The sequence below is a fragment of the uncultured Psychroserpens sp. genome (assembly GCF_947492715.1).
GTDB lineage: Bacteria > Bacteroidota > Bacteroidia > Flavobacteriales > Flavobacteriaceae > Psychroserpens.
The window spans coordinates 1-203 of sequence record NZ_CANLNS010000040.1; the positions used below are offsets into that span (position 1 = coordinate 1).

At 41.4% G+C, this 203-nt stretch carries 1 protein-coding gene; it reads right to left on the minus strand.

Annotation, left to right across the window (positions count from 1 at the left end; translation table 11 throughout):
• A partial coding sequence (locus tag Q0787_RS19335) for a hypothetical protein (protein WP_298905122.1) occupies nt 1-203 on the minus strand: 203 nt, incomplete at both ends.

A 203-nucleotide genomic window follows, 5' to 3' on the forward strand; every position in this document is an offset into this window, starting at 1 on the left:
ACTTCACATTCTGCTGTGATATCTGATAAACTTACGGCATCTGGTGTTGGTGCTGTGGTGTCATCTATAATCACATTTTGATCTTGTGTACTTGTATTTCCATTGCCATCATCATAAGTCCACGTCACTATCGTTGTTGTCCCTTCGCCTGAAATCGGAAGTGTTGCATTATGACTTACAGTTACTGTGCCTCCACAGTTATC